The 19,792-nt window shown below is 73.2% G+C and carries 10 protein-coding genes; 9 read left to right on the plus strand and 1 reads right to left on the minus strand.

The features are described from left to right. Nucleotides 1-228: 228 nt before the first annotated feature. The 3 genes from ACZ6SQ_RS21440 (at nucleotide 229) to ACZ6SQ_RS21450 (ending at nucleotide 5,983) form a co-directional block, all read left to right on the plus strand. The gene (locus ACZ6SQ_RS21440; RefSeq protein WP_469564370.1) at nucleotides 229-2,322 is read left to right on the plus strand and encodes an ATP-binding protein; all 2,094 of its coding nucleotides are present in this window, start codon (nucleotides 229-231) and stop codon (nucleotides 2,320-2,322) included. Between the two features lie 340 nt (nucleotides 2,323-2,662). Next, entirely contained in the window at nucleotides 2,663-4,321 is a 1,659-nt protein-coding gene (locus tag ACZ6SQ_RS21445) for a PucR family transcriptional regulator (protein ID WP_469564374.1), read from the plus strand. Nucleotides 4,322-4,537: 216 nt separating this feature from the next. Further along, nucleotides 4,538-5,983 (plus strand): aldehyde dehydrogenase family protein, encoded by a 1,446-nt coding sequence (locus tag ACZ6SQ_RS21450; RefSeq protein WP_469564376.1) that lies wholly within the window; start codon nucleotides 4,538-4,540, stop codon nucleotides 5,981-5,983. 220 nt (nucleotides 5,984-6,203) lie between these two features. Here the strand turns inward: ACZ6SQ_RS21450 and ACZ6SQ_RS21455 are convergent, their stop codons facing one another. Beyond that, nucleotides 6,204-9,038 (minus strand): glycoside hydrolase family 3 C-terminal domain-containing protein, encoded by a 2,835-nt coding sequence (locus tag ACZ6SQ_RS21455; protein WP_469564378.1) that lies wholly within the window; start codon nucleotides 9,036-9,038, stop codon nucleotides 6,204-6,206. Between the two features lie 369 nt (nucleotides 9,039-9,407). Between ACZ6SQ_RS21455 and ACZ6SQ_RS21460 the strand changes: the two genes are divergently transcribed. The 6 genes from ACZ6SQ_RS21460 to ACZ6SQ_RS21485 all read left to right on the plus strand — a co-directional run bounded on the left by ACZ6SQ_RS21460 (nucleotide 9,408) and on the right by ACZ6SQ_RS21485 (nucleotide 19,767). Continuing rightward, nucleotides 9,408-11,099, plus strand: coding sequence for an extracellular solute-binding protein (locus tag ACZ6SQ_RS21460; RefSeq protein WP_469564379.1), 1,692 nt, complete (start codon nucleotides 9,408-9,410; stop codon nucleotides 11,097-11,099). A 40-nt stretch (nucleotides 11,100-11,139) separates the two neighbouring features. Further along, the gene (locus ACZ6SQ_RS21465; protein ID WP_469564380.1) at nucleotides 11,140-12,171 is read left to right on the plus strand and encodes an ABC transporter permease; all 1,032 of its coding nucleotides are present in this window, start codon (nucleotides 11,140-11,142) and stop codon (nucleotides 12,169-12,171) included. A gap of 8 nt (nucleotides 12,172-12,179) precedes the next feature. After that, nucleotides 12,180-13,115, plus strand: coding sequence for a carbohydrate ABC transporter permease (locus tag ACZ6SQ_RS21470; protein ID WP_469564382.1), 936 nt, complete (start codon nucleotides 12,180-12,182; stop codon nucleotides 13,113-13,115). A 165-nt stretch (nucleotides 13,116-13,280) separates the two neighbouring features. After that, nucleotides 13,281-15,491 carry a 1,4-beta-glucanase gene (locus tag ACZ6SQ_RS21475; protein WP_469564384.1) on the plus strand — a complete coding sequence of 737 codons (2,211 nt, stop codon included), beginning with the start codon at nucleotides 13,281-13,283 and terminating at the stop codon, nucleotides 15,489-15,491. Beyond that, a complete protein-coding gene (locus tag ACZ6SQ_RS21480; protein WP_469564387.1) occupies nucleotides 15,488-17,497 on the plus strand; it encodes a beta-galactosidase in 2,010 nt (669 codons plus the stop codon). Before ACZ6SQ_RS21475 ends, ACZ6SQ_RS21480 begins: the two co-directional genes overlap by 4 nt. Then, the gene (locus tag ACZ6SQ_RS21485) at nucleotides 17,494-19,767 is read left to right on the plus strand and encodes a glycosyl hydrolase family 95 catalytic domain-containing protein (protein WP_469564390.1); all 2,274 of its coding nucleotides are present in this window, start codon (nucleotides 17,494-17,496) and stop codon (nucleotides 19,765-19,767) included. The genes ACZ6SQ_RS21480 and ACZ6SQ_RS21485 overlap by 4 nt, the downstream gene beginning before the upstream one ends. Nucleotides 19,768-19,792: the final 25 nt, after the last annotated feature.

A 19,792-nucleotide genomic window follows, 5' to 3' on the forward strand; every position in this document is an offset into this window, starting at 1 on the left:
GGACGCTTTCCTTCTTTTGTCGCAGGCTAGGCCCGGTCAGGAGGGGTCGGCATGCTCCAAGTGGGCGTCTTCGCGTGTCGCGGTTGTCCGCCGTGGACATAGCCGGGCGCCCGGGCCGGCCGACGCCGGCTGGCGCGTCCCCGCCGCGTACCGGTGAACTCCCCTTGGCAGAGCGTTAGATTGACCGCTGACGACGGACCGCACGGCTGGTCAGGGGGGGCAAGGGCGATGGACAGCGACGGGACCCAGGACGCACGGGGCACACAGGCGAACCCGGTGCCGCGTCCGGCGGGCCCCCCGGACATGCCCGCGGCACCGCCGATGCCGGCGGCCCCGCCCCGGCGGGACGGCTCCGCCTTCCTGTCCTGGCTGCGGGCACCGAGGCCCGAGGCCGCACCGGGGGTGTGGCGCCTCGGGCACCGGCCGCGCGGCGCGGAGGAACCCGAGGAGGTGCCCGCCCGCCAGCTGCTCGGCGGCGCGCTGATCGCCTTCCTCGTCGGCTGGCTGCTCTGGTCCCTCCTCCAGAACGGCTACCTCGGCGGCTGGTGGATACTGCCGCTGGAGCTGCTCGTCCCCGACTCCTGGCTCGGCAGCGACAGCCGGATCGGCAACGCCCTGCTCTACAACGGCTACACCCTGGTCGTCGCCCTGGGGATCATGGTCGGGGTGGGGCGGCTGGGCCGCTGGGGTGACGTCTGGCGCCGCTTCGTCGCCCCGTTGCTGCGCCGCGGTGAGCCCGACCGGCCCGCCCCCGCCCCCGAGGACGACCCCGCCGCCTGGCCGCAGCTGCGCGCCGCCGGGGCCGTCGACGCCGCCGACCGGCTCGCCGAGGAGGCGCGCGGCGGGCTCATGCGGGACGTCGACCAGGCCCGGATCGCCCGCGCCTGGCAGGGCGTGCGCACCGGCCGCTTCCCGCTGGCCACCTTCACCGGCGCGGTCCTCCAGGACGGCTCCGCCGCCTGTCCGCACCCCTCCGGCGAGCGCGACCTGCCCGCCCGGCACGCCCGCCACGACCTGCTCACCGGCCAGGTACGGCTCGGCACCACCGCCGACGACCCGCGCAACCCCTACTCCTACCGGGGCACCGGTCTCGGACTCGGCCCCGATCTGCTCGGCACCTCCCTCGTCGCCGTCGGCCCCGCCGGGTCCGGCAAGACCGGCAGCCTGGTCCGGCCGCTCACCGAGTCGCTGTGCCTGCACGCGCTGGCCGGGCGCGCCGCCGTCGTCGTGGTCGGCGCCGCGGGCGCGGGGCTCGGCCCGGCCGACGCCTTCGACGTGGTCGTCCGCGTGGGCAACGCCGACTCCGTGTACGACCTCGACCTCTACGGCGGCACCACCGACCCGGACGAGGCCGCCGCGATACTGGCCGAGGCCCTGGTCGGCGACCTCGACGACGTACGCCGCGCCACCACCGTGCTCGCCCGGCTGCTCGGCCCCTTCCGTGCCGTGCACGGCCGCTTTCCCGGCGTCCCCGAGCTGCGCCGTCTGCTGGACGGGGATCTCGGCCCGATCGCCGAGCTGCGCCAGGCCCTGGACGAGTCGGGACAGGAGTCGCTGCTGCGGGAGCTCGACGCGCGCGAACGGCAGCTCGGACAGCCGGGCGACCCGGGCGGCACCCTCGCCGACCGGATCGCGCTGCTCGACCGCCCCGCCTTCGCGGGCTTCTTCGACACCTCGGGCGCGTCCCGGCCCTTCTCCCTCAAGGCCCTCGACCACCCGGTCCGGGTCCGCGTCGACCTGCCCGAGCGCGGCCACGCCGACGCCTCGCGCATGCTGGCCCGGCTGGTGCTCGCCCAGTTCACCGCGAGCGTGGCGGTACGCGAGGACCGGTCGCTGTTCGCCTGTCTGGTGCTGGACGACGCCACCGGGGTCGTCACGCCCGAGGCCGTGCGCGGCATCCAGCGGCTGCGGTCGTCCAACGCCGGGGTCGTGCTCACCCTGCGCACCCTCGACGACGTACCGCGTCCGCTGCGCGGCCCGCTGCTCGGCGCCACCGGCTGCCGGATGGCCCTGTCCGGGCTCACCCCGTGGGACGGGCAGGACTTCGCCGAGGTCTGGGGCAAGGAGTGGATCGAGGCCCGGGACGTCACCGACCGGCAGATCATCGCCGAGACCCCGGCGGGCAAGGCCGTGCACATGCTGCGCCGGGTGATCACCGGCAAGGCGCCCACCGCCCGTGCCGTCACCGTCCGCCAGGTCGAGCGGGAGCGCTGGTCGGCGTCGGAGCTGGCGCACGGGGTGCCGCCCGGGCACGCCGTGCTGTCGCTGACGACGGTCAAGGGGGAGCACGCGCCGCCGCTGCTGGTGGACCTCCGGGACTAGGTCCTGTCGTCGAACTCCCGCCTGCCCCGCGACGCCCTGCACGCTCCCCCACTTCGTGGGAGGTGCCCCCACTCGCCGCACCGGGCACAAGCCCGAGTACGTCCAGTACGAGGGCTTGCACCCGGCACTCCCCCAGAGGGGGGACCCCCAGAGCACGCACCTGACGCCGCAGGGCCGCCCTCCGGGCGACGACGGGAGTTCGACGACAGGACCTAGGGCCCGTCCGGCAGAGATCCGTGTGACGCTGGGGTTCCGACCGTACGGTGAGGCAGAATCGAGCCAGGCCGTTCGTACACCGCGGCCAAGTGATCAGCCTCCGCCCTCCGGATCTGAAGGCCCCATGCCACCCACGCTCGCCTCGCTCGTCCACCACTCCGCGCTCAAGCTGACCGTGCGGGCGGGCGAGGACCGTCTGGACGTGCCCGTGCGCTGGGCGCACGTCAGCGAACTCGCCGACCCCGTGCCCTACATGGAGGGCGGCGAACTGCTGCTGGTCACCGCGCTGAAGCTGGACGCCGAGGACCCCGAGGCGATGCGCCGCTACGTGCGGCGGCTGGAGGGCGCGGGAGTCGTCGGGCTCGGCTTCGCGGTCGGCGTCAACTACGACGAGATCCCCACCGCCCTGGTCGACGCCTGCGCACAGGAGGGGCTGCCGCTCATCGAGGTGCCCCGGCGCACCCCGTTCCTCGCCATCACCAAGGCCGTCTCGGCCGCCATCGCCGCCGACCAGTACCGGGCGGTCACCGCGGGCTTCGCCGCCCAGCGCGAACTGACCCGGCAGGCGCTCGGCGAGGGCCCCGAGGGACTGCTCGCCCACCTCGCCGCCCAGGTCGACGGCTGGGCCGCGCTCTACGACGCCTCCGGCGCCGTCGTCGCCGCCGCGCCGGACTGGGCGGGCCGGCGCGCCGCCCGGCTCACCGCCGACGTGGAGCGGCTGCGCGAGCGGCCCGCGCCCGCCAGCTCCGTGGTCGGCGGGCCCGAACACGAGGACCGCGTCGAGCTGCACACCATCGGCACCGGCCGCCGCCCTCGCGCCGCCCTCGCCGTCGGCACCGCCGCCGCCCTCGGCACGGCCGAGCGCTACGCCCTGCACTCCGCCATCGCCCTGCTCACCCTCACCACCGAACGCTCCCGCTCACTGCACGCCGCCGAGCTGCGCATCGGGGCGGCCGTGCTGCGCATGCTGCTGGCCGGGGAGCCCGACCACGCCCGCGCGGTCGCCGGTGACCTGTACGGGGAGCTGCTGGACGCCCCTTTCCGGATCGTCCTCGCCGAGTGCGTGGCGCCCCCGGCCGACCGCGCCGAGGCCCTCGGCACGCTCACCGAGCTGGTGGAGTCCGCCGCGGCCCGCTCCGGCGAGCCCGTACTGGTGGTGCCGGAGGGGGAGCGGCTGGTGGTGCTGGCCGCGGACGGCGGCGCGGCCGTGACCGCGTGCGAGCGGTACGCGGCCACGCGGGAGGCCGCCCGCGCCGGTGGCGCCGAGTTCGGGGCGGCCGCGCGCGGCGGGCAGGGCGGGCGCGAGCAGCCGGGCCGCGCGGGCGCCGCCGCACGGGAGCTCGTGCCCGGCGAGGAGGCGGAACTGGTCGTCGGCCTGTCCGCGCCCGTCGGGCCGATCGCCGCGGCCGCCGCTTACAAGCAGGCCGAGCAGGCCCTGTCGGTGGCGCGTCGGCGCGGCCGCGTCCTGGTCGAGCACGAGCAGCTCGCCGCCGGGTCCGTCGTGCCGCTGCTGGCCGACGACGCCGTGAAGGCGTTCGCCGACGGTCTGCTGCGGCCGCTGTACGAGCACGACGCCACCGGCCGCGGCGACCTCGTCGCCTCCCTGAAGGCCTGGCTGTCCCGGCACGGCCAGTGGGACGCGGCCGCCGCCGACCTGGGCGTGCACCGCCACACCCTGCGCTACCGGATGCGGCGCGTCGAGGAGATCCTCGGCCGCTCCCTGGACGACCCGGACGTACGGATGGAGCTGTGGCTGGCGCTGAAGGCCACGGCCCCCGAGTAGAGGCCGAAATCGGCGCACGCCGACGAGCCGAAGCGGAAAGCGGCCCACCCCGGCGAGCAGAGGCCGAAAGCGGCGCACCCCCGATGAGCAGAAGTCCAAAGCGGCGCACCCCGGAAGCCGACTGCTACGAATCGGACAACCCCGTCGCCCGCACGCCCCACCTACGGTGGTTCAGGTAACCCCCAGCAGACCTCTACGCGGAAGGGCCGGGACTCGATGACCGCCACCCACGCCTTCTGGCTCGCCGGCCGCCAGGCCACCGGCACGGACACCTTCGACGTGACGAACCCGTACGACGGCCGTCTCGTCGGCAAGGTCAGCGTCCCGACCGAGGCCCAGGTCGAGGAGGCCGTCGCCGCCGCGCACGGTGTGCTCGACGAGTTCGCCGCCACCCCGGCCCACGTACGCGCCGCCGCCCTGGACCACGTCTCCAGGCGGCTGGCCGAGCGCACCGAGGAGATCGCCCAGCTGATCTCCGCCGAGAACGGCAAGCCGGTCAAGTGGGCGCGCGGCGAGGTCGGCCGTGCCGTCTCCGTCTTCCGCTTCGCGGCCGAGGAGGCCCGCCGCTTCAACGGTGGCGACGCCCAGCGCCTGGACACCGACGCCGGCGGCGTCGGCCGCCTGGGCCTGACTCGCCGCTTCCCCAAGGGCGTGGTCCTCGGCATCGCGCCGTTCAACTTCCCGCTGAACCTGTGCGCCCACAAGATCGCCCCGGCCATCGCCGTCGGCGCGCCGATCATCCTCAAGCCCGCCCCGGCCACCCCGCTGTCCGGTCTGATCCTCGGTGAGCTGCTCGCCGAGACGGACCTGCCGGCCGGTTCCTGGTCGGTGCTGCCGGTGCTCAACGAGGCCATGCCCGCCCTGGTCCAGGACGAGCGCCTGCCGGTCATCTCCTTCACCGGCTCGGACAAGGTCGGCTACGCCATCCAGCAGTCCGTGCCGCACAAGCACTGCACGCTGGAGCTGGGCGGCAACGCCGCGGCCGTCGTCCTCGGCGACTGGTCCTCCGAGGCGGACCTGGACTGGGCGGCGACCCGGATCGCCACCTTCTCCAACTACCAGGCCGGCCAGTCCTGCATCTCCGTGCAGCGCGTGATCGCCGACGCCTCCGTCTACGACCGGCTGGCCGAGAAGGTCGTCGCGGCCGTCGAGGCGCAGGTCACCGGCGACCCGGCCGCCGACTCCACCGACGTGGGCCCGCTGGTCAGCGAGGACGCCGCCCGGCGCGTGGAGTCCTGGGTGAACGAGGCCGTCGAGGCCGGCGCCAAGCTCCTCACCGGCGGCACCCGGGACGGCGCCACCTACGCGCCGACCGTGGTGGCGGGCCTGCCCGAGGGCGTCACCCTCGCCAGCGAGGAGGTCTTCGGCCCGGTCCTGAGCCTGCAGAAGGTGGACGGCGAGGCCGAGGCGTTCGCCGCAGTCAACGACTCCAAGTTCGGCCTCCAGGCGGGTGTGTTCACCCACGACCTGCGCACCGCCTTCCGCGCCCACCGTGCGCTGGAGGTCGGCGGCGTGATCGTCGGCGACGTGCCCTCCTACCGCGCCGACCAGATGCCGTACGGCGGCGTCAAGCAGTCCGGCGTCGGCCGCGAGGGCGTCCGCTACGCGATGGACGACTACACCTATGAGCGCGTCCTGGTGCTGACCGGCCTCGCCCTCTGAGGCGTCACGGACACACCGTCACGGCGGCCGGACCACGGCCGGAGCCCACACTGTGCGGGGGCTCCGGCCGTCGCCGTGTCCGCGACCGCACAGGGTCGGTGGCCGTCAGGTGACCGCTGCCGCGCGGGGCGACGGTCCCCCCTGACCCGTGCCGAAGGGGCCCGGCACCGGTGCGCTTCCGCTGCCGGGCCCCTTCCCTGCGCCGGCTTCCACCGGACCCTCAGCCGGAGAAGCCGACGTGCGCGAGCCGCAGCGGGCCGCGCAGCCTGAGGTGGACGTCGTGCACGCCCTCGGCGGTCAGCCGGGCGTCCACGGTGACGTAGGAGTACGGGCCCGGCGTCGGGGCGGCCGGGGTCAGCACCGCGAGGACCGGGCCGCCGTCGAGGGACACCTCCAGCACGCCCTCGCCCGCGAGGCGCGCCCGGACCGCCGTGACACCCGGGCCGAAGTCGCAGTCGCGGTAGACCAGTTCGCCGGTGCCGTCCCCGGCCGTGGTCACCGCGTCCCCGGACACCTTGGTGCGGTCGACGATCCGGGTGCCGCTCTGCTCGTCGAAGTCGGCTGCCTCCAGGCCGCGTTCGGCGACGGCGCGCGGCTTCGCGGGCTCGCCCTCGAGCGTCACCGTCGTCCGTGCCCGGACGTCCTCGCTCGAGGCGGCCGCCAGCAGCTCGTACGGCCCCGGTTCCACGCGCCACCGGCCCTCGGCCACGTCCCAGAACCCGAAGTCCCTCAACGGCACGGTGAGTTCGAGGTCGGTCCGCTCCCCGGGTGCCAGGGTCAGCCTGCGGTGCGCCAGCAGCTCCCGGCGCGGCCGCACCACCGACGGGGCGGCCGCGCGCAGGTACAACTGGGCCACCTCGTCGGCCGTGGTGCGACCGGTGTTGGTCACGCCGAACGACACCAGTACCGCGTCACCGTCGACCCGGGCGCTCAGGTCGTCGTACGCGAACGAGGCGTAGGACAGTCCGTGCCCGAACGGGAACAGCGGGACGCCCTCGAAGTAGAGGTAGGTCTGACGGCCGCCGATCACGTCGTAGTCGAGCAGGTCCGGCAGGTCGGCGTCGCGGGAGTACCAGGTCTGCGGCAGCCGGCCGGCGGGGGAGACGTCACCGGCCAGCACCCGGGCCAGCGCCGTGCCCGCGGCCTGGCCGCCGTGCGCGGTCCACAGCACGGCCGCGAGGGGGCCCGGCTCGACGGCGTAGGGGTACGCGGAGACCAGCGCGAGCACGGTCCGCGAGTTCGCGGCGCGGGCGGCGCGCAGCAGCCGCCGCTGGTGGCCCGGCAGCGCCAGGGTGGTGCGGTCCTGCGTCTCCCGGCCGTTGATGTGCGGGTCGTTGCCCGCGACCACCACGACCACGTCCGCGTCGGCCGCCACCCGTGCCACCGCCGCCTCGCCGCGCTCGACGACCTCCAGCGCGAAGATCTCGGCGCCCTCCTCGGCAACCTTCACGCCGTCGGCGGCGACGCACACGGGGCGGCCCGTCCCCAAGTGCCTGAGGAGGTGACCGTGCTCGTGGGGTTCGAGCCGGAACGTCTCCTGCACGACCCAGCCGCCGGGCCGGTCGGCGGAGGCGCGGACCGGACCGTCGTCGGCGACCGAGAGATAGCGCCCGTCGGGAGCGCGCAGGGTGAGCACGCCCTCGCCCCAGTCGATCAGGGCGAACTCGGTGCCCTCGGCGCCGGCCGTCAGCGGCGGCAGATCGGTACGGCCGCCGAGCAGCGCCGGGTCCAGCGCGCCCTCGGCGCCGCGCACCTCGTCGGCGGCCCCCACGGCCTCGGGCACCCGCAGATACCGGCCGTCGGCCGTGCGCAGCCGGACCCGGTCCACCCCTTCGGTGAACCGCACACAGTCCGCGCCGAACCGCTCGTACAGGCCCTCCAGCGGGGTGGAGCGGTGCATCAGGGTGCCGCTGTACCAGTCGAGCTTGCACTCGTCGGCGAGCAGCCCGACGACCGCGATCCGGGTGCCGGGGGCGAGCGGCAGGACACCGTCGTTCTTCAGCAGCACGATCGCCTGCTCGGCCGCCTCCCGGGCCAGCTCCCGGTGCTCCGGGGTGTCGTGCGCGCCGGAGGCGTCGAAGGCGTCCGGGCCGTCGAACTCCCCGAGCCGGAAACGGACCGAGAGCTGCCGGCGCACCGCGCGGTCGAGGTCCGCCTCGGTCAACAGGCCCTGCTCGAGCGCGCCTTGCACGCGGGCGACGATCGGCGAGGAGTCGGTGCCGTGGTCGGTGAAGCTGTCCACACCGGCCAGGACCGCGGCGGCGGTCGCCTCCTCGTGGGTGTCGAAGTAGTGCTCGGAGTCGACCAGGTTGGAGGGCGCCCCCGCGTCCGAGCAGACCAGCAGCTCCTCCTCGGTCCAGGTCCGCAACTGCTCGCGCAGATACGGGGAGACGTGGTTGGGGCGCCCGTTGACCAGGTTGTACGCCGGCATCACCCCGGCCACCGCGCCCGCCTCGACGGTGGCGCGGAAGGCGCGCAGGTCGTACTCGTGCAGCACCCGCGGGCGCACCGAGGACGAGGAGGTGTCGCGGTCCGTCTCGTTGTTGTGCGCCAGCCAGTGCTTGAGCACGGGGGCGGTGCGCCAGTACATCGGGTCGGTACCGCGCAGGCCGTGGGTGTAGGCGGTGGCAAGGGCGGAGGTGAGCCGCGGGTCCTCGGAGTAGCCCTCCTCGTTGCGGCCCCACAGCGGGTGGCGCAGCAGGTTCACCGTGGGGGCCCAGACGTTGAGGCCGACCCGCTCGTCGCGGGCGCGCATCGCGCGGGCCTCCTGCCCCACCGCCTCGCCGACCCGGCGCACCAGATCCTCGTTCCAGGTCGCGCCGAGGCCGACGGCCTGCGGGAACACCGTCGCCGGGCCCATCCAGGCGACCCCGTGCAGAGCCTCCTGCCCGGTGCGGAACGCGGCGATGCCGAGCCGCTCGACGGCGGGGGCGTACTGGTGCAGGAAAGCCGCCTTCTCGTCGGGTGTCAGACGCGACAGCAGGTCGTCGACGCGCTTCGCGAACGGCAGTCGCGAATCGCGGAACGGCGGCACGGGCGGCGTGGATGCGGTCACGAGGAGGTCCCCTTGCGATGGAACGGCGCGGCTCTTTCGAAGCGCTTCGATGCTGATTCGGCGCGGCTCGGGTGTCAAGACTTCGCGGGGTCGGAAACGGTCCGTCCGGCCAGCATTTCAAGCCCGAGGCGAGGTTTGCGGGAAGTCCCGGAGGGTCCAGGAATCTTGGGGACGACCCTTGTGCACCCCAGGGTGTTCACCTAACCTCGCAGCAACATCGAAGCGCTTCGACGATCGCCGTAGTCCGACGCGTCGCAGTCAGACGCGCAGCATCACAAGAGCCGCTTCCGCTCGGCCAGTTCCACCGAAGACACCGCAGCCGACGGCCGAACCGCCGGGTGTCCTGGTGCGCCACGAAGGGTTGACGCAATGACGCCGAACGCCTCCGCCTCCTCCTCCGGTCCCAGCAGGAGAAGCTTCCTCGCCTCCACCGCGGTCGCCACCGCGGCCGTGGCCGGGGGGATGCCGCTGCTCGCCGCCTGCGGCGGGTCCTCCGAGGGCGGCTCGCGCGACGGCACCACCTCGGGCAAGGACGCGAAGAAGATCCTCCCGGCCTACGTCGCCGGCAACGTCGTCGTCCCCGACATCCCCGCCCGGAACGGCTCGGCGGCCGGGTTCACCGCCGAACTCGACCTCGCCGGCCTGAAGACCTCGGTCCCGAAGAAGCTCGGCAAGGGCGGCGAGGTCACCTTCATGTCGCCGTTCTGGGGCTCGCCCCCGAAGTCGGACAACGCCTACTACCGGGCGATGAACGACCTGATCGGCGTCGACGTCCGGTGGCAGAACCAGGACGGCAACACCTACGAGCAGAAGCTCGGCGCGGTCCTCGCCTCCAGCGAGGTCCCGGACGTGGTGGTCGTGCCCGGCTGGAACATGAACGGCAAGATCCCCAGCGCCGTCATCAGCAAGTTCGCCGATCTCGGCCCCTACCTGTCCGGCGACGCGGTCAAGCAGTACCCGAACCTCGCCGCGATACCCACCGACGCCTGGCAACGCTCCATCTTCGGCGGCAGGCTGCGCGGCCTGCCGATGCCCGCCTCCTACGTCACCAACATCGTGCCCCTCTACCGCCAGGACCTCTTCGAGAAGGAGGGGTACGAAGTCCCCAGGTCCTGCGACGAGTTCATGGCCCTGGCCAAGGACATCACCAACGCCAGGGCCAGACGCTGGGCGTGCATGGACATGAAGTGGACGGCCTTCCAGGCCTTCGGGGTGCTCTCCGGCGCGGAGAAGCCGCTCGGCTGGAACCTCGTCGACGGCAAGCTGGTCTACCGCATCGAGACCCAGGAGTACCTGGAGGCGCTCGAGTGGTCCCGCAAGCTCTTCGCCGCGGGAGTCGTCCACCCCGACGCCGAGATGGGCAAGAACGCCCCCGACCCGGGCCCCAAGTTCGCCAAGGGCGAGTTCCTCGTCTACAACCAGGACATCTCGCAGTGGTGGAGCCGCACCACCGAACAGGCCGTCCAGAACCCGGACTTCAAGATCTGGGGCATGGACGTCTGGGGCCACGACGGCGGCACCCCCACCCTGTGGGCCACCCAGCCGGCCAACATCTTCGCCTTCGTCAACAAGAAGGCCTCCGAGTCGGTGATACGCGACGTGCTCGCCGTCGCCAACGTCACCGCGGCGCCGTACGGCACCAAGGAGTTCATGCTCACCAACTACGGCGTGGAGGGCACCCACTACACCGTCGAGAAGGGCGTCCCGACCAAGACCGACCAGGGCAACATCGACGTGCTCAACGCCTACGTCATGGTCGCGAGCCCCGCCCCGACCATCGCGCACCCCGACTTCCCCGAGGTCGGCCGCGGCCAGGTCGAGTGGCAGCAGCGCATGGGCGCCGTCACCAGGAAGAGCTCCTTCTACGGCATGCAGATCACCGAGCCCAGCCGCTACACCAACCTCTCCAACGACTTCGAGCAGCTGGAGGACGACATCGTCCGCGGCCGCAAGAAGATCGGCGACATGCAGCAGGCCGTCGCCGACTGGAAGAGCAAGGGCGGCGACGGCCTGCGCGACTGGTACCGGAAGATCCTCGACGAGAACGGCACGGCCGGCTGACCCGGCCCCGGCGGACAAGGAGAAGGCAAGGAGAACAGCCGTGTCCCACAGCACGGTCCCTCGCAGCCGCGAGACCGACACGACGGTGAAGACCCCGGGGGCGTCCGGCGCCGCCCCGGGGGCAACGGGAGAACGCCCGACGGGCGAGCCCCGCCTCGCAGCCCGGTTCCGCCGGGACCGGCTGCTGCTCCTGATGACCCTGCCCGCCGCCGTGCTGGTCCTGGTCTTCAACTACGTGCCGATCCTCGGCAACGTCGTCGCCTTCCAGGACTACGACCCCTACATCAGCGACAACGGCGTCGTCTCCATCCTCAACAGCCCCTTCGTCGGGCTGGAGAACTTCCGGCGGATCTTCGAGGACTCGGCGTTCTGGACCGCGCTCCAGAACACACTGGTGCTCTTCGTCCTCCAGCTCGTGCTGTACTTCCCCGTCCCGATCCTGCTCGCGCTGCTCATCAACAGCGTGGTCAGACCCCGGGTGCGCGCGATATCCCAGGCGATCCTCTATCTGCCGCACTTCTTCTCCTGGGTCCTCGTCATCGCCGTCTTCCAGCAGCTCCTCGGCGGCGCCGGCCTGCTCTCCCAGCTCCTGCGCCAGCACGGGTACGACGGGCTCGACATCATGACCGACCCGGAGACCTTCAAGTACCTGGTCACCGCGCAGTCCGTATGGAAGGACGCCGGCTGGGGGATCATCGTCTTCCTCGCCGCGCTGTCCTCCGTGCCGACGGACCTGTACGAGGCCGCCGCCATGGACGGGGCCGGCCGATGGCGCCGCATCTGGCACGTCACCCTGCCCGCGCTGCGGCCGGTGATCGCGCTGCTGCTGGTCCTGCGCGTGGGTGACGCCCTCACCGTCGGCTTCGAACAGATCCTGCTCCAGCGCGACGCCGTGGGGCCCGGCGCAGCCGAGGTCCTCGACACCTTCGTGTGGTGGAACGGCGTCCGCAACCAGGACTTCGGCTACGCGGCCGCCGCCGGACTCGTCAAGGGCGTGGTCAGTCTCGGACTGGTCCTCGTCGCGAACAAGGTGGCCCATCTCATGGGCGAGCAGGGGGTGTACAAGAAGTGACCGCCGTCATGGACAGCGACCGGGCCGGGTCCGCCGCCCGGCCCCGCCGGTGGCAGAGCCCGCCCCGGCCCGCGTGGGAGGAGCGGCCCGGACCGGCCGGACTCGCGGCCAAGGCCCTCGTCCTGGCCCTGGCCTGCCTCGCGATCCTGTTCCCGCTGTGGATCGTCGTGGTGACCAGCCTGTCCTCGCGCAGGGCGATCGACGAGGCGGGCGGGCTGGTCATGGTCCCGCAGGACATCACCTTCGTCGCCTACCGGGAACTGCTCAGCGGCGGCCAGGTCACCCGCGCCGCCGTCGTCAGCGTCCTCGTCACCCTCGTCGGCACGCTGTTCTCCATGGCCGTGTCCGTCCTGTGCGCCTACGGGCTCTCCCGGACCGGCTCCCTCGGACACCGCTGGATCCTGCTGTTCCTGCTGGCCACGATGTTCTTCAGCGCCGGCCTCATCCCCACGTATCTGCTCGTGCAGTCGCTCGGGCTGACCGACACCTACCTCGCGCTGATCCTTCCCAGCGCGGTGAGCGTCTTCAACATCCTGGTCCTGCGCGGGTTCTTCATGGGCATCTCGCAGGAACTGACGGACAGCGCGCGGATCGACGGGGCCGGGGATCTGCGGATCCTCTGGCAGATCGTCATGCCCCTGTCCCGCGCCGTGATCGCCGTGATCACCCTGTTCTACGCCGTCGGGTACTGGAGCGCCTGGTTCAACGCGTCCCTGTACCTCAACGACCAGGACATGATGCCGCTCCAGAACGTCATGATCCAGCTCGTGCAGAAGCAGGAGGCTCCCGTGGGGCTGGGCCAGGCCATCAAGACCGGTGAACTGTCCGGGCTGGCCGTGCAGATGGCCGTCATGGTGATGGCGCTGCTGCCGGTGGCCGTGCTGTCGCCGTTCGTGCAGCGGCATTTCAAGAAGGGGATGCTGACCGGCGCGGTCAAGGGCTGAAGCCCGGGCGGGTTAGGGCCGTTGGGGCATATGCCGCCGTTTGTCTCGCCGCTTCGTCGTGGTTGCTCGCGCCCACGCGGCGGAGCCGCACATCGATACAGCCCCGCGCCCCCAGGCAATAAGCAGGCACGTCCCCCACTCCCTCCTTCCAGATCGAGGTACCTCATGCGTGCCCCCATGCCCTCTCGGCGGACCGTTCTCGCAGGCAGCGTTGCTGTCGCAGGTCTCGCGGTACTGCCCTTTTCCGCGCCAGCCCAAGCGGTACCCGCCCCGAGCGGGTCCTACCGCTGGCGCAACGTCGTCATCGGCGGCACCGGATTCGTCACCGGCGTCCTGTTCCACCCCTCCGTACGGGGGCTCGCCTATGCCCGGACCGACATCGGCGGCGCGTACCGGTGGGACGAGCGCACGGCGCGGTGGACGCCGCTGGTCGACCACCTCGGGTGGGACGACTGGAACCTCCTGGGCGTGGAGGCGATGGCCGTCGACCCTGCCCACCCCGACCGGGTGTACCTCGCCCTCGGCACCTACGCGCAGCCCTGGGCCGGCAACGGGGCCGTGCTGCGGTCCGAGGACCGGGGCGCGACCTGGACGCGCGCCGACCTCGCGGTGAAGCTCGGGGCCAACGAGGACGGCCGCGGCTGCGGCGAGCGGCTGCTCGTCGACCCGCGTGACAGCGACACCCTGTGGCTGGGCACCCGGCACGACGGGCTGCTCAGATCCACCGACCGGGGTGCGACCTGGGCCCCCGCACCCGGCTTCCCGGCCACGCCCGGCGCGTCGGGGCAGGGCGTGACCCTGCTGGTCGCCGCAGGCCGGGCCGTCTACGCCGGCTGGGGCGACGGCGACGGCACCTCCCCGAACCTCTTCCGCACGACCGACGGCGGGGTCACCTGGGCCGCCGTCCCCGGGCAGCCCTCCGGAAATACGGCCAGGGTCCCCGTCCGCGCCGCCTACGACCGGCACACCCGCGAGCTGTACCTGACCTTCGCGAACGCGCCCGGCCCCAACGGGCAGTCCGACGGCAGCGTGCACAAGCTGGCCACCGGCACCGGGAAGTGGACCGAGGTCACCCCGGTGCGGCCCGGCGGCTTCACGGACGACGGGTCCGCCGACAGCTTCGGCTACGGCGGGGCCGCCGTGGACGCGCGTCGGCCCGGGACCGTCGTCGTGTCCACGAACAACCGCTGGGCGGCGGTAGACACCCTCTTCCGCAGCACCGACGGTGGCCGCACCTGGACGTCCCTGAAGGACTCCGCCGTGCTGGACGTCTCCGAGACCCCCTATCTCAAGTGGGGTGAGGAGCACCCCAAGTTCGGCTGGTGGATCCAGGCCGTGGCAGTCGACCCCTACGACTCCGGCCACGTCGTGTTCGGCACCGGCGCCACGCTCTACGGCACCCGCGACCTCGTGCACTGGGCACCGCAGATCCGGGGCCTGGAGGAGACGGCCGTGCGCCAGCTGGTCTCGCCTCCGGTCGGGGAGGCGCACCTGCTCAGCGGCTCGGGCGACATCGGCGTACTGCGCCACGAGCGGTTCACGGCGTCTCCGGCGGACGGCATGGCGACGAACCCCGTGTTCGGGTCGGCGACGGGACTCGCGCTGGCCGCGGCCAGGCCCGCGTACGTCGTCCGCAGCGGCTGGGGCGACCACGGCAACGGCGCGTACTCCCACGACGGCGGGCGGACCTGGGCGCCCTTCGCGGCCCAGCCCGACATCGCCCAGAGTGCACCGGGGCCGATCGCCACCAACGCCGACGGCAGTGTGCTGCTGTGGTCCTTCGTGCACTGGGACGGCACCCGGCACCCCACCCACCGCTCGGCGGACAACGGCACGACCTGGTCCGAGGTCCTCTCCTTCCCGAAGGGCGTCACGCCCGTCGCCGACCCGGCCGACCCGACGCTCTTCTACGCATACGACTTTGATAACGGAACGGTATACGCCAGCACTGACAGTGGCCTTTCCTTCAGCGCCCGGGCGACCGGACTGCCCGCCGGGGACAGCCAGTTCAAGCTGGCCGCGGCGCCGGGCCGGAGCGGTGACCTGTGGCTCTCCACCAAGTGGAACGGGCTGTACCGCTCCGTCGACGGCGGCCTGACCTTCACCAAGTCCGACAGTTGCCGGGCCTCCTACACCCTCGGCTTCGGCAAGGCCGCCGACGGCGCCGACTACCCGGCGGTCTACCAGGTCGGTGCCGTCGAGGCCGTCACCGCCGTCCTGCGCTCCGACGACGCCGGCCGCACCTGGACCCGGATCAACGACGACCGGCACCAGTGGGGCTGGACCGGCGAGGCCATCACCGGAGACCCCCGCGTCCACGGCCGCGTCTACCTGGCCACCAACGGCCGCGGCATCCAGTACGGGGAGCCCGTATGAACCCGGCGCGTGACACGAGGCCGACGCTCGCCACCGCCACCACGAGGCCGACCTTCGCCACCGCCACCCGGGGCCGTCTCCTCTTCGGCGGCGACTACAACCCCGAGCAGTGGCCCGAGGAGACCTGGCACGAGGACGTCCGCCTGATGAAGGACGCCGGAGTCAACTCCGTCACCCTCGGTGTCTTCTCCTGGGCGAAGCTCGAACCCCGCCCGGGGGAGCGGGACTTCGCCTGGCTGGACCGGCTGATGGACCTGACGCACGAGCACGGCATCGGCGTCGTCCTCGCCACCCCGACCTCCGCCCCACCGCCCTGGATGGGCCGGCTGCACCCCGACACGCTGCCCCGCGACGCGGACGGCCGTATCGAGTGGTGGGGCGGACGCCAGCACTTCTCGCACTCCAGCGCCACCTACCGCGCGTACGCCGCCGCCATCACCGAGGACCTCGCCGCGCGGTACGCGGACCACCCCGCCCTCACGATGTGGCACATCAACAACGAGTACTGCACCGTCGACCACGGCGACGAGGCGGCCGCAGCCTTCCGCCGCTGGCTGCGCGCCCGGTACGGCAGCCTCGACGCCCTCAACTCCGCCTGGGGAACCGCCTTCTGGAGCCAGGGCTACGACACCTGGGACGGCGTCCTGCCCCCGCGTCACGCGCACTACCTGAACAACCCCGGCCAAGTGCTCGACTTCCGGCGCTTCACCTCCGACATGCTCCTGGAGTGCTTCACCGCCGAGCGCGACATCGTCCGCCGACACACCCCGCACCTCCCGGTCACCACCAACTTCATGCCGCTGTTCAGCGGCGTGGACGCCTGGCGCTGGGCCGAGGAGGAGGACGTCGTCTCCGTCGACCTCTACCCGGACCCCCGCGACCCCCTGGGCGCCCAGCGGGGCGCGCTGGTCCAGGACATGACCCGGTCGCAGGCCAGGGGCCCCTGGATGCTGATGGAACAGGCGGCCGGGGCGGTCAACTGGCGTGGCGTCAACCACCCCAAGCCGCGCGGCCTCAACCGGCTGTGGTCCCTCCAGGCCGTCGCCCGGGGCGCCGACGCCGTCTGCTACTTCCAGTGGCGGCAGTCCCGGCAGGGCGCCGAGAAGTTCCACTCCGCGATGCTCTCCCACGCGGGCGAGGAGGGCCGCACCCACCAGGAGGTCCGGCGGATCGGCGCCGAGTTCCGGAGGCTGGCCGAGGTCACGGGCACCTCCCCGGAGGCCGACGTGGCGATCCTGCACGACTGGCACGCCTGGTGGGCCTCCGCCCAGGACGGCCGTCCGTCCGCCGAGGTCGACCACGCCGACGTCCTGACCGCCTGGCACCGCGCCCTGTGGGAGGCCCACCTCACCACCGACCTCGCCCACCCCGAACACGACCTCACCGCCTACAGGCTGGTCGTCGTCCCCCAGCTCTACCTGCTCACCGACGCCGCGATCGACAACCTGCTCGCCTACGTCGCCCAGGGCGGCACCCTCGTCTGCGGTTTCCTCACCGGCGTCGCCGACCGGGACGACCGGGTACGGCCGGGCGGGATGGACGTACGGCTGCGGGAGCTGTTCGGCATCCGCACGCTGCACGAGTGGTGGCCACTGGCGGCGGGGGAGCACGTCGAGTGCGACGGCTTCCGCGGGACGCTGTGGTCCGAGGAGATCGAGGCCACGGCGGACGCCCGCACGACGCCGTACAAGGGCGGCGAACTCGACGGCATGCCCGCCGTGCTCCGCAACGGGCGCGCCTGGTACCTCTCCACTCTCCCCGAGCCGGAGGCGCTGCGCGGCCTGCTCGCGCGGATCGCCTCCGAGGCGGGTGTCCGGCCGGTGCTCGACGGCCTCCCCGCCGACGTCGAGGCCGTGCGCCGGGGTGAGCTGCTGTTCCTGCTCCACCACGGCCGCGACCCGGTCACCGTCACCGTGCCGGGCACCCACCGGGACCTCCTCACCGGCGAGAGCGTCACGGACCGCGTCACCCTCGGCCGGTACGGCGTGGCGGTACTGAAGCCATGACCGCCGACCCGGCCGGGGGCGGCCCCGTCCACGCCACCTGGGAGCCCCGCCCCGCCACCCGCTGGGAGGACGGCTTCCTCACCGGCAACGGCCACCACGGCGCCCTCGTCCTCGGCGACCCCTACGACGACCGGGTCGTCGTCACCCACCACACCCTGGTCCGCCCCAACGGCTCGGAACACGCCCGCGCCCCGGAGCTGGCCGCCCGGCTCCCCGCCCTCCAGGACCGGTTGCTGGCGGGCGACGTCACCGCCGCCGAGGAGTTCACCGACGGGCGTCCCCTGCAGTGGGTGCAGCCCTTCCACCCGGCCTTCGCCCTGCGTCTGAGACGACGGGCCGGGCGGGACGACCCGGACGAGCGGGACGGCGACGCGGACTACCCCCACTTGCCCGACCTCACCACCGGCGACGGCTACCGCCGCTCCGTCGACTTCACCACCGGCGAGGTCACCGCCCGCACCCCCGACTGGACCAGCCGGGTCTTCGTCTCCCGCGCGGACGACGTGATCGTCCAGCACATCACAGGGCCCGCCCTCACCCTGCACCTCACCCAGGACCACCGCCTGCCCGGCGCCCCCCGAGGCCTCCGCGTCGGCCACGCGGCGCACGTCACCCCCGAGGGCGCGGTCCTCACCCTGCGCGCCCGCTACCCCGGCGCCGACCGTGCCTGCACAGGCACCACCCTGGTCGCGCTCACCGGCGGCACCGTCACCCTCGCCGCGCCCGGCACCCACATCGAGGGCGCCGAGGCCGTGCTGCTCCTGACCCGGGTGCGCCGCCACACCGGGGAGCTCGACGCGGCCGGGGAGGCCCGCGCCCTGCGTGACCTGCTCGCCGGCCGGTCCTACGACGACCTCCTCGAACGGCATCTCGTCGCGCACCGCACCGCCTACACGCGTGTCACCCTCGACCTGGACGCCGACCCAGCCGCACGCGCGCTGCCCGGCTCGGAGTTGCTCAAGCTCACGCGACGCAGCCCGGCCGCCCTGCTGGAACGTCTCTTCGCCGCCGGCCGCTACCACCTGCTGTCCGCCTCCGGCCTTTTCCCGCCCCGGCTGACCGGCCTGTGGACCGGCGACTGGGACACGGCCTGGTCCGGCGCGTTCACCACGGACGCCAACCTCAACCTCCAGACGGCGTCCGCCGCCGCGGCCGCGCTCCCGGAAGTCACCGACGCCCTGGCCCGGCTCGTCCACGGCCAGCTCCCCGACTGGCGCGAGAACGCCCGCGCGATCTTCGGTGCGCGGGGCATCGCCGCCCCCGCGCACACCGACGGCGAGTCCGGGCACACCTACCACTTCTCCCGCGAGTACCCCCTCCACCTGTGGACGGCCGGCGCCGACTGGCTGCTGAAGCCGCTGGTCGACCACGACGAGACCCGGGGCGCCCGTGACCCGCGTACGACCGCGGCGCTGGCCGAACTCGCCGACTTCTACGAGGACCTCCTCACCCGCGCCGACGCCGACGGCCGGCTGGTCGTCGTGCCCTCCTACTCACCGGAGAACCGGCCCGCGAACGCCGGCTGGGGCGCGATCGACGCGGCCATGGACCTCTCCGCCGCCCGCCACGCGCTGCTGACGGCCGCCGAGTACCACCCGGACCGCGCCGACCGCCTCAGGGCCCTCGCCGAGCGTCTCCCACCCCACCGGATCAACGCCGACGGCGCCCTCGCCGAATGGGCCCGCCCGGGCCTCGACGACACCTACGACCACCGCCATCTGAGTCATCTCTACGGCGTCTGGCCGCTGGACGAGATCAACCCGTACGACACCCCCGGGCTGTCCGCGGCCGCCCACCGTGCCCTCGAACTGCGCGGCGCCGAGAACGACTCCGCGCACGGGCACCTCCACCAGGCGCTGATCGCGGCCCGGCTCGGGGACGCGGGCCGGGTCTCCCTGGCCCTCCATCGGGTCCTCGGCGGCGACTACTTCCACGCCTCGCTGATGAGCGCGCACTACCCGGACCGCCACGTCTACAACGCGGACGCCGCCCACACCCTGCCCGCCGTGCTGATCGAGGCGCTCGTCCGGTCGACCCCCACTCGGCTCGTCCTGCTGCCGGCCCGGCCGCGCGAACTCCCCGAGGGCGAACTGCGCGGCATCCTCACGCGGTTCGGAGCCGAGGTCGACCTCAGCTGGAGCCCCGCCCAAGCCACCGCGGTGATCCGCCCGGCGCGGACCTGCCGCGTGGACCTCAGAACCCCCCGCGCCGACGCACGGTCGCTCGACCTCGTCGCCGGAGAGGAGCACGTCCTCACCCTGAGGACGTGACAGCAGCACACCCCACCCCACCCAT

The organism is Streptomyces sp. NPDC048600 (assembly GCF_055587025.1).